Origin of the sequence: Flavobacterium sp. SLB02 (assembly GCF_009664855.1) — a bacterium.
Taxonomy (GTDB): Bacteria; Bacteroidota; Bacteroidia; order Flavobacteriales; family Flavobacteriaceae; genus Flavobacterium.
Window position 1 is genome coordinate 2,675,861 of sequence record NZ_CP045928.1, and the last position, 9,827, is coordinate 2,685,687.

Consider the following 9,827-nt stretch of genomic DNA (forward strand, 5'->3'; position numbering starts at 1 on the left):
ACTTTAATTTATAAAATTGAATTTCCTTCGACCCATTTCAGGGCTTTATTGAAAGCTAGCTTTTTAAAACCACGTAATTCACCCGTGCTATTAAAAGTAAATCCGTCATTAAAATTCATTTCTTCAGAGTCTGAGACAATCGCTACCCTGTTCCAGTTTTCAAATTGTTGTAATCCCAAAACAGCATCCTGGAACCAGACATTTTCAGTAAAATTCTGAACATCTGTATCTAGCGCAAATAAAAAATTAATTTCATTTGATTCTTTTGATAATCCTTCTAATTCAGGAAGCACAACGCTCTTAAAATCAGCTGTTGTTACCTGACCCAAAGCCCTAAAAGCAATTAAATTTTTGGCTGTTTCTATTTTATGTATCATAATGATTATAGCTTGAATTGTTGTTGTAATAATTTCTTTTACAGAGGATTAAAATTAATTCAGGATCAAGTCAGAAATTTTACACGATTATGGGTAGAGATTACAAAACTCCAATAACACAAGTGACAGTCACCACTTACAAGGATTTTTTCACGCAGATTTTAATGTAGATAATAATAGCTTAAATCTTTTAAAAATCTGCGTGAAAGAATTCATTATACTTAACAGGTTTTACCAATAAAACTTCATAAAAAAAACTCCAAAATCTATGACTTCGGAGCTTCTAATTTACCTTTTAAATCATTTTGCCATTGCAGCATCGTCAATAAAACCTAACACTTCTAGCTGGCTTCTAAAGCATTACAAATGTCTCGCTTCGATTTCAGCAGATTTATAATTGAGGCACAATTGCCTTTTTTTGCTGAAGTAAAAGACTTATTCGATAAGCATTACCAAGAGTATCTTTTTGTAGTTCCATTTTGTTTCCTGCGTATTTTTGATAGATTAAACGTTCTTTTTCTACAACAGATTCCAGAATTTCAAGAGACAATAATTCTCCGGGAATAATGGCACCAATCCAGTTAGGATCTGACTTTTGATACCATGTAATCCATACTAATTTTTCACCTTTTTGTAGATGGAAACTGTTTGTTTTAATTCTTTCAATTGCCATTTGATTTCCATAAAGCAATGATGTTGTGTGTTTTTTATTATTGATAGAAGAATTAATGACCTGCAAACCTGAAACCTTGTCCAGCATTGCATCCGGTAATGAAGCATCTTTATTCAGAGCGTTTTCATTTGTTTTATCTGAGCAGGAGAAAAGAAAAAACAAAGAAAGAATTCCTGTAAAATAGAGTATTGTTTTCATATTTAATGACGTATTGGAAGTGTGAATACATAATCGTTTTTTTCCATAGGTTTGTGGCAATTCATACATTCGATTACAAAATCGGCTCTCTTGCCATACGGAATCAGTTCGGTGGTTTTAAAGCGCGAAAATCCCCAACCATTTGTTTTCTTGTATTTCTTATGATCTTTACTCATAAATTCTACCTGCTTAAAAGCGCCCTGAGAAATATTCCCATCCTCATCTTCAATTTCTTCATAAGCTGCTTTCGCTAAAATTGCACCATCGGGCCAAGGATTAATTTTCTTTTCTTTAATAGCTTTTATGGCAATATCGTTTCCGTAGATAATTCGCATTGTTCCATTATCCAAACGTTGCGTCGTACTTACAACAGCCCAGTTTTTATAATCGGATATATAAGCAATCCCGTTTGGTGTCTTTGGTATTTTAACTGAATTTTCAACCTTTTTTAGTTCTTTAGATTGATCATTCAGAGCCTTTATTTTCGCTGTATCCTGTGGTTTATTATTTACTCTTAGACCCCATATATAATTTTGAAGCACTTTTATATCTTTTTGAGATAGTTTAGCCTGAGGATGTGCCAATGTATAACTCTGCAAAGGCATCGCTCCCTGAGCAACCTGATTGACAGATTCCCAAAGTTTTGCCTTTTGATCTGCCGGTGATAACTTATCCCATTCAGAAAAATTGAGTCCGCTCCTTCCCTCTTTTATATGTTGTGCAACAAACCACGACACGGGAACTATTTTATCATACCAACTTAAATTGGTTTGGTTCGAATGACAATCATAACAGGAGTTTCTTAAAATAGTTTGTACTCCATGTGGTACTTTTAAATCTCCCGTAACTGGTGGATTTGTAATTACGGGACGAATAAATTGTATTCCTGCAAAAATCAAAAACAAGATTATTAACGGAATCACGATGACTTTTCTTTTATACACTTTTTGCTTCTTCATATCGTTGTTTTTCTGGTTAATTGCTAAACTTTAAACTCAATTTAAATTTGAAAATCAAAATCAGACAGACCAAAAATGATCATTTCGAAATTTCATACTGCAAATAAAGAACTGAAAACCCACTGAAATCAACTTAAAATGCGCGAAAGGGAAAAAATGAACTTAAAAGGGAATAAATAGAATTGAATAGAATTTGGCTTTCTCTATATTGATATCTTAGTTACAGAAATTGATTTCCAATTCTCTTTTTAGTATCGAAATAATTACACCCAACCCATATTTATTAATTAAATTTGACTCTTGAATACAAACTTTTCCCATGAAAAAAGACAAGCTTTATCTTTTCACTTTTTTATCATTACTTATTGTCGTATACATTTGCGGATACTTTAGCATGAATTATCTGGTCAATCTGAGTACCGAACAATTTCTAAAAATTCAGATTGAATCCAGTAAAAGAGAAGCCAAAGAAATGGCGAACCTGATTTCTTTACAAGCACAACAAAATAGTGATAGAAAGGTAATCATTAATAACGTACAAAAGAGCATTGAAAAAACCGATACCCAAACCGGATTCATTTGCATGTTCGATCAAACAGGAAAAGAAATATGCCATCCTAATCCGGAAAAAATTGGCCGAATGACGGGTCCTGAAGAATCGTATATTTCTACAACGCATAACGAAGTAAATCCTGAAGATTTTTATTCGTATCTAAAAAACAAAACCGAAGGCGGCGGTATTCGCAACTACAATAATCCAAAAAAAGATTCTGAAATTATCTATCTCTATCCGGTAAAAAACACCGATTGGATTATTGCTTCGCACGCCAATCTTCAAAGCATCAATAAACAGGTGCAGGATTTAAAATTCTACTTTATTCTGGTGTACATAAGCACTGGGGCTTTGATTGTTTTGCTTTCTTTTTTTATGATTCGCCTTTTTGGAAGTCGATACGAAAGAAAACTGGAACAGAAAAATGAAAACCTTTTAAATGAAGTTTTAAGCCTTTCGAAACTCAATTATGATTTAACCAGTTACAAATCAAAATTAGAATTGAATGAGCAATTAAAGGTTCAGGAAGTATCTAGTTTTACTGCGAATAAAAAGAGGATTTTAACGAATCTTAAAAACGAAATCGTCTCACTCGAGATAGAACAAATCGCTTATATCTACATGGAAAATACGATCACTTACGTGAAAGATGTAAACGGAAAAATCTCGACCAGTAACAACAGTCTCGAAGAAATTTACACCGAATTAGACAACTCAACTTTTTTCAGAGCCAACAGACAATTTATTCTGGCTATAAAATCAATAGACAAAATACTCAAATACGGTAATAATCAGTTGAAAATCGAAGTTGTTCCCAATTCTACAATCGATATCATCATTAGCAAAAATAAAGCTGCAGAATTTAAAGCATGGTTGAATAAATAAGAAATATTTCAAGTCAAAGCTGAACCGATATTTCATAGAAAACCAAAGCTCCCATACATATTTATATATCGCTCCTATGGAGCTTTTATATAAACTGTTTATACAATGTCATTAAAAACAACAATATTGTGTTTAAACTTTCTTCTTAACTCCCGATAGCCATCGGGATTGCGAGATTAATTTTATTTTCTAAAGAGCTTAAATGTTTGTTAAATTGTCTACTTTAATACCCAGTCTGTATTTAGGCTGATCGTAAAAAAGTGAAGCATCTAAGACGGTATAGGACGGAATCGAAAATTTGAAAGTCGTCGTATTGGTCTGGTAATATTCGCTGCCATAAATACCTCCAAAACCAAAACCTAACCCTTGCGCGGGACCGTTTACAATTCTATAACTCGCCCATAAATTCGCCGTTCTTGGAGACCCCGCTGTTGTTGGCCTTAATCCCTGGACGTTGGCATTACTTTTTTCAAATTTACTATCATTATACGTATAACCAGCGACGATATTTAATCCTGAAATTGGATTGGCAATCAACTCAGCTTCAAAACCTTTACTCACCTGAGTTCTGTCCTGAATAGAATAATTGATATGATCCGAATCATCGCGTGTAATGTTTGTAACCTGAATATCATAATAGCTAAGTGTTGCTGATATCTTATTCAAATCAAATTTAAAACCTCCCTCATACTGGTTCGCCTGATTGGGTTTAAAAGTGTTTCCGTTAAAATCAGAACCCGAAACGTTGCTAAAACCATTCATATAATTACCAAAAACAGAAATCCTGTCTTTCATAATTTGATATACCATTCCAAATTTTGGTGAAAATGCCGTTTGATTGTAATTTCCTGCAATAGAGTCTTTACTTGGGTAATAAGTTCCTTCATTTTCGTATCGATCTACACGAATTCCCCCCATTACTAATAATTTGTCTGTTACATTCAAAACATCCGAAACGTAGGCGCTATACGCATTTTCGTTAGTCGATACATAATTCGTGAATTTTATCTTAGGATCAGCAAACATTGGAGCCACTTTATTTATATTAAAATTATTGTAAGCATCTCCCGGTTTTTTATAATCCATAACAGGCATATTTACAATAGCATCGTTACGTGTAGCGCGTAGGCTGTAAAAATCTAAACCGGCCACTACCCTATTTTTTAGTTTACCAATGTTAAAAACACACAATAGCAAGGCTTTAAGAATTTTATTACTTAAAATATATATCCGGTAAAAAGAAGATACATAAAGTCAAAATCATACAATTTATTCCTGTTTGAAGATCGTCTCAAATGACTTTTTAAACAAAGTAAAATTGACTTTTTAAACAAAACTCAAAAAATAATGCCGCTATAACTTTGCTCCCGTAACAAATAACACTTACTAAAAATGGAAACAAATAATTATCAGGGAGCATTGCAAAAACCTTTACAATCAGGATTTAATGCAAAATCAACAGCAGACGAAATCATCAAAGGAATTGATCTTACCGGAAAAATTGCTATTGTAACGGGCGGACATACCGGAATTGGTCTAGAAACAACCAAAACACTTTCGAACGCCGGAGCCACCGTAATTGTTGCCGCAAGAGATTTGGCTAAAGCCGAAAAAAATCTAAACGGAATCAACAATGTAGAATTAGAAGCGTTGGATTTCATGAATCCGGATTCTATTGATGCTTTTGCCTTAAAATTTTTATCTTCAAACAGACCTCTGCATCTATTGATTAATAATGCCGGAATTATGTGGGTGCCATTACGAAGAGATCATCGCGGTCATGAATCGCAATTGGTGACCAATTATTTGGGTCAGTTTCAATTGACTGCCCAATTATTTCCTGCCCTTAAAAAAGCAAACGGAGCGAGAGTACTGAATGTATCTTCATACGGGCATCAAATGGCACCTTTTAATTTTGATGATCCTAATTTTCTTCATCGTGATTATGACACGTTACAAGGTTACGGACAATCTAAAACGGCTTGTAATTTATTTGCTTTAGAATTAGACAATCGCACCAAAGAATTCAATGTAAGAGCTTATTCTTTACATCCGGGAAGCGTTTTAGGAACCGATCTAGGGAGAGAAGAACCCATAGAATTATTCAAACAAATGGGAACACACGATCAGGATGGCAACCTGAAACCTGAGGTTGCTGCTTTGCTAAAAACAATTCCGCAAGGGACTGCAACAACCATCTGGTGCGCTACAAGCCCAATGCTCAATAATATAGGCGGAGTGTATTGCGAAGATGCGGATATAGCAGAACTTGACCTCGGCAATATCGAACATAGATTTGATGATCCTGCAACAATTCGCGGTGTGCAGCCCTATTCTTTAGATCATGATAATGCCAAAAGATTATGGGATTTAAGCGAAAGAATGACCGGAATCACATTCGAAATTAATTAATCCCGTTACTGTAGAAAACAAAATGCCACCAGAGATTCTTATCTTTGATAAATTGAAATAGCAAATCTGCTGGTTAAAAATTAATAATATTTCAAAATGGAACATATCTCAAAATATTTAACTCAGGATATCAAACTCTCGTGCTACGAAGATAAGTTCTTTAAATCAGATTTGGTTTTCGATGATCATATGTTGATTTGGTTCATATCAGGAGAAACGAAAATCATTCAGGCCGACGCTGCTTTTACTTTCAAGGCAGGGGATATTTTTTTGATTCCCAGAAATTTACTCGCCACTATTATCAACTATCCTAAAAATGGTCAGCCACATAAAACCGTCGTAATGTATCTTTCGACCAAACGCCTGAAGGAATTCTACAAAAATATCGATTTAGATGCAAACAGAATTGCTGAACAAAAAATTATCAGTTATAACAATCATCCGTTATTAGAAAGCTGTCTGGCTTCATTAATACCCTACTTTGATATCGAAGGCGATTTCCCTGAGAATTTAGCCTCTCTAAAAATCACCGAAGCCATTAGTATTCTTAGAGAAATTGACAAAGGAATCGATAATATCCTCGCCAACTTTGATGAACCCGGCAAAATAGATCTAATAGATTTTATGCAGCGCAACTTCATGTTTAATATGCCAATGGAAAAATTAGGCTATTTAACCGGCCGAAGCTTATCTACTTTCAACAGGGATTTCAAAAAATACTTCAACACAACCCCACAAAAATGGCTCACAAAAAAAAGACTAGAGCTCGCCCATTATCAATTATCCGAAAACAAGAAAAAACCAATCGAGGTTTATTACGAAGTGGGTTTCGAAAATTTATCTCATTTCTCGTATGCCTTTAAAAAACAATTTGGCTATGCACCGACCTCGCTGAAGGTTTAGATTTTAGATTTTTAGATTTTTAGATTTTTAGATTTTTAGATTTTTAGATTTTTAGATTTTTAGATTTTTAGATTTTTAGATTTTTAGATTTTCCCTATCTTTTTCAAAGTTTATAACTTTGAAAAAGATTTATTCTAGCATAGCCCGAGGTTTCAACCTTGGGATACAGATTGTGATAAAATATCGGCATCGTGTTGTGTATATATTGCAGTCATGGATTGCATCAAACGGTTTAAACCGTTCGCTATGTTTAAAGCAATCAAACAATAACAAAATCCGCACACATCCGCATTTTGGCGTAAGTGAATCCGTGCCATCCGTGTGCCATCGCTCATTTACTCATTATCTAATTATCTAATTTTTCGATATCTCATAATTACTATTAATTAGAAAAAAATGTCTTATTCTTTTTATTTTTAAACTTAAAGGGGACATTTTCTTTTCTAAGTAACATTACGTTTGCATTTAATTGTTCTTATCTGTCAAATTAAAAGAGTGGACAGGATTACAGGAACAGTTATGCTATAGTTTGCTAATTATGAGAAAAAACACACAACTAATAGAAGAAATTTCTATTAAAAAAAAGCTTAGAAAAAAAAATTACTTAATACCATTCGCAACAATCTTATGTGCATCAATTTTATTGTTAGGAATTGGTTATTGTATGCATTTGTTTCAGCAAGGTTATTATTGGGCATTTATTCCGGCCGCTTTTTTTGCGCACTCCTTTCTAATCATTACTGTTCATGATGGCTCACACAAAGCAATAACAAAAACCAAGTACGATCGTCTAATTCTAAATATAAGTGCTGCTTTAATCTTCATACCATTCTATGGTGAGCATTACAGAAAGTATCACCTAATCCATCATGGCTATACAAACACAGATCTGGATCCCCTTGCTTCTCCTTTATTAAAAAATTTATACTATAAAAACAGGTATTTATATATGCTTATGGAAACAATTCCAATTTTATATACCTCCTATTTAATATTTGATTTTAATAAAAGAGAAAATATACAAAAAGTCACAAGTGCACTCCAAATTAACAAAATCTATTTTATGCTTTCTATTGCTCTTAGTGTAATGTGGTTTATTGTTATTAAACCTCCATTTCATTTTATCCTGCTTACACTTTTACTTTTAAATCTTATTTCAGTAGTAAGAAATTGGTGCGAACATATGGGAACTTCTTTAGAACGCAAGACTAATACATATTGGTTTCCAATGGGTTTTGGCATTAGCAATCATGATGTTCATCATCAACATCCAAATTTGTCCTGGCTTACATTAAAAATTGGTTTAATGAAACGAAAGAAAAATTCTAATCCGATAAAAAGCCTAAAGGGCATTTTTTTTGATAAAGCATTTACTTTTTACAAGGCTAAATAAGATTTTAAAGGATTAAATATTCTTCTCAGATTTTAGCAGATTAAATTTTAGATATTATCTACGTACATCAGCTTAGATCTTTTTAAAATCTGGGTGAAAATTTTTAAACAGATAGAAACATAGATTCTGCGCTCCGATTAGAGGTAGCTTAAAAAAATCTAGACTTTATCACATAGTTATTCAACTCAAGCTATGCGGTAATATTTAAAGTGAAACGCCTTTTAAACGATCCTAAAAGCTATGTCTCTATGTGTTTAAATAAAGCCAAAGATTAAAAGATTTTTTTTTACCCAGATTTCGCAGATTACAACAGATTATGCAGATTTAATTCAAAATAATCATCTGCAAACATCTGCCTAAATCTTTTTAAAATCTGCGTAAAAATTTTTACACACATAGCTTTACGACCGGTCTATGCGATAATATTTAAAGTAAAAAGCTTTTTAAACGATCCTAAAAGCTATGTTTCTATGTGTTTAAATAAAGCCAAAGATTAAAAGATTTTTTTCACCCAGATTTCGCAGATTACAACAGATTATGCAGATTTAATTCAAAATAATCATCTGCAAACATCTGCCCAAATCTTTTTAAAATCTACGTGAAAATATTTAGACATCTAATTACCTCTTAATACCATAAAGCAAAATCCTTTTAAACGAATAAATCGCTGGAAGTTTAGGGAAATACTCCGCAATTCTCTCTTTATACGTTTTAATAAAAAGCGCTTTCTCCTCCCCTTCCAAACGCTCTATATACGGGATCAAAGCCGAGCCCGATATAAAATTATAAAGCGTTTCATGATCGTTGGCAATGATAGGATATACTTTTTGCTGAATCTGCAACTCTTCGAGTCCGCCATCAAACAGAATTTGCGCATATTCGTCGATACTCAAAACAGGGGAATCTCTTTTGTAGCCTTTCAAATACGATTTAAAAGGTTCTTCATCAACCAAATCACTAAGAATTACATTGAGTTTATTTTCCGGCTGAACCGGCATTTGTACTGCAAATTGTCCTTTTGGGTTCACGAGTTTTATTAAGTCTGTAAATAACGTTTCGTGATCGTTTGACCATTGCAAAGCTGCATTACTAAAAATTAAATCCCATTTTTCGCCTGAAGCTAATGTTTCTTCTGTAGTTGCTTTTCTAAAATGCAGACGATTTGTTTCTAAAGCTTTCGATTGTTCCAGCATTTCTGCCGACGAATCTACACCCAGAAAACTGGCTTCTTTGAATTTATCAGACAAAATAGCCGTTTGCTCTCCCGTGCCACAACCTAAATCAATGGCTTTCATGCCGTTTACAGGCTTTATAAAATCGGCCAGATCATAAAAAGGCTGATAACGAATATTTTTGAATTTATTATAGATTTCCGGATTCCAAGGCATTGTATTTTATTTTATAAATTTCATTCGATCAGCAAAAGTTCGCGATCAAAGCAAAATTGGGTTACTAAAAACTAAGATACAAAATT

Annotated in this window: 9 protein-coding genes; 4 read left to right on the forward strand and 5 right to left on the reverse strand. The window is 33.3% G+C overall.

Features of this window, described 5'->3' with window-relative positions; all coding sequences use genetic code 11:
• Window positions 1–8: 8 nt before the first annotated feature.
• From GIY83_RS10130 to GIY83_RS10140, 3 genes are all read right to left on the reverse strand, one after another.
• Window positions 9–377 carry an STAS/SEC14 domain-containing protein gene (locus tag GIY83_RS10130; protein WP_194614930.1) on the reverse strand — a complete coding sequence of 123 codons (369 nt, stop codon included), beginning with the start codon at window positions 375–377 and terminating at the stop codon, window positions 9–11.
• Window positions 378–768: 391 nt separating this feature from the next.
• Window positions 769–1,248 (reverse strand): hypothetical protein, encoded by a 480-nt coding sequence (locus GIY83_RS10135; protein WP_208686760.1) that lies wholly within the window; start codon window positions 1,246–1,248, stop codon window positions 769–771.
• A 2-nt stretch (window positions 1,249–1,250) separates the two neighbouring features.
• Complete coding sequence (locus GIY83_RS10140) at window positions 1,251–2,207, reverse strand: heme-binding domain-containing protein (protein WP_208686762.1); 957 nt, start codon at window positions 2,205–2,207, stop codon at window positions 1,251–1,253.
• 319 nt (window positions 2,208–2,526) lie between these two features.
• Between GIY83_RS10140 and GIY83_RS10145 the strand changes: the two genes are divergently transcribed.
• Entirely contained in the window at window positions 2,527–3,645 is a 1,119-nt protein-coding gene (locus GIY83_RS10145; RefSeq protein WP_194614933.1) for a LytTR family transcriptional regulator DNA-binding domain-containing protein, read from the forward strand.
• Window positions 3,646–3,843: 198 nt separating this feature from the next.
• On the opposite strand, the gene GIY83_RS10150 is transcribed toward GIY83_RS10145, so the two are convergent.
• Window positions 3,844–4,836, reverse strand: coding sequence for a TonB-dependent siderophore receptor (locus GIY83_RS10150; RefSeq protein WP_229029275.1), 993 nt, complete (start codon window positions 4,834–4,836; stop codon window positions 3,844–3,846).
• A gap of 201 nt (window positions 4,837–5,037) precedes the next feature.
• Here GIY83_RS10150 and GIY83_RS10155 point away from each other — a divergent pair, with 201 nt between their 5' ends.
• The 3 genes from GIY83_RS10155 (at window position 5,038) to GIY83_RS10165 (ending at window position 8,353) form a co-directional block, all read left to right on the forward strand.
• A complete protein-coding gene (locus GIY83_RS10155) occupies window positions 5,038–6,057 on the forward strand; it encodes an SDR family NAD(P)-dependent oxidoreductase (RefSeq protein ID WP_194614934.1) in 1,020 nt (339 codons plus the stop codon).
• 96 nt (window positions 6,058–6,153) lie between these two features.
• Window positions 6,154–6,960: an AraC family transcriptional regulator gene (locus tag GIY83_RS10160; protein WP_194614935.1), complete on the forward strand. Its 807-nt coding sequence runs from the start codon at window positions 6,154–6,156 to the stop codon at window positions 6,958–6,960.
• Between the two features lie 538 nt (window positions 6,961–7,498).
• Window positions 7,499–8,353 carry a fatty acid desaturase gene (locus GIY83_RS10165; RefSeq protein WP_208686764.1) on the forward strand — a complete coding sequence of 285 codons (855 nt, stop codon included), beginning with the start codon at window positions 7,499–7,501 and terminating at the stop codon, window positions 8,351–8,353.
• A gap of 620 nt (window positions 8,354–8,973) precedes the next feature.
• Here GIY83_RS10165 and GIY83_RS10170 read toward each other — a convergent pair.
• Window positions 8,974–9,741 (reverse strand): methyltransferase domain-containing protein, encoded by a 768-nt coding sequence (locus GIY83_RS10170; RefSeq protein ID WP_194614937.1) that lies wholly within the window; start codon window positions 9,739–9,741, stop codon window positions 8,974–8,976.
• Window positions 9,742–9,827 lie beyond the last annotated feature (86 nt).

Coding starts and splice junctions, on each gene's coding strand:
- GIY83_RS10130 (WP_194614930.1), bottom strand. CDS start 377: ATGATACATAAAATAGAAACAGCCAAAAATTTAATTGCTTTTAGGGCT.
- GIY83_RS10135 (WP_208686760.1), bottom strand. CDS start 1,248: ATGAAAACAATACTCTATTTTACAGGAATTCTTTCTTTGTTTTTTCTT.
- GIY83_RS10140 (WP_208686762.1), bottom strand. CDS start 2,207: ATGAAGAAGCAAAAAGTGTATAAAAGAAAAGTCATCGTGATTCCGTTA.
- GIY83_RS10145 (WP_194614933.1), top strand. CDS start 2,527: ATGAAAAAAGACAAGCTTTATCTTTTCACTTTTTTATCATTACTTATT.
- GIY83_RS10155 (WP_194614934.1), top strand. CDS start 5,038: ATGGAAACAAATAATTATCAGGGAGCATTGCAAAAACCTTTACAATCA.
- GIY83_RS10160 (WP_194614935.1), top strand. CDS start 6,154: ATGGAACATATCTCAAAATATTTAACTCAGGATATCAAACTCTCGTGC.
- GIY83_RS10165 (WP_208686764.1), top strand. CDS start 7,499: ATGAGAAAAAACACACAACTAATAGAAGAAATTTCTATTAAAAAAAAG.
- GIY83_RS10170 (WP_194614937.1), bottom strand. CDS start 9,741: ATGCCTTGGAATCCGGAAATCTATAATAAATTCAAAAATATTCGTTAT.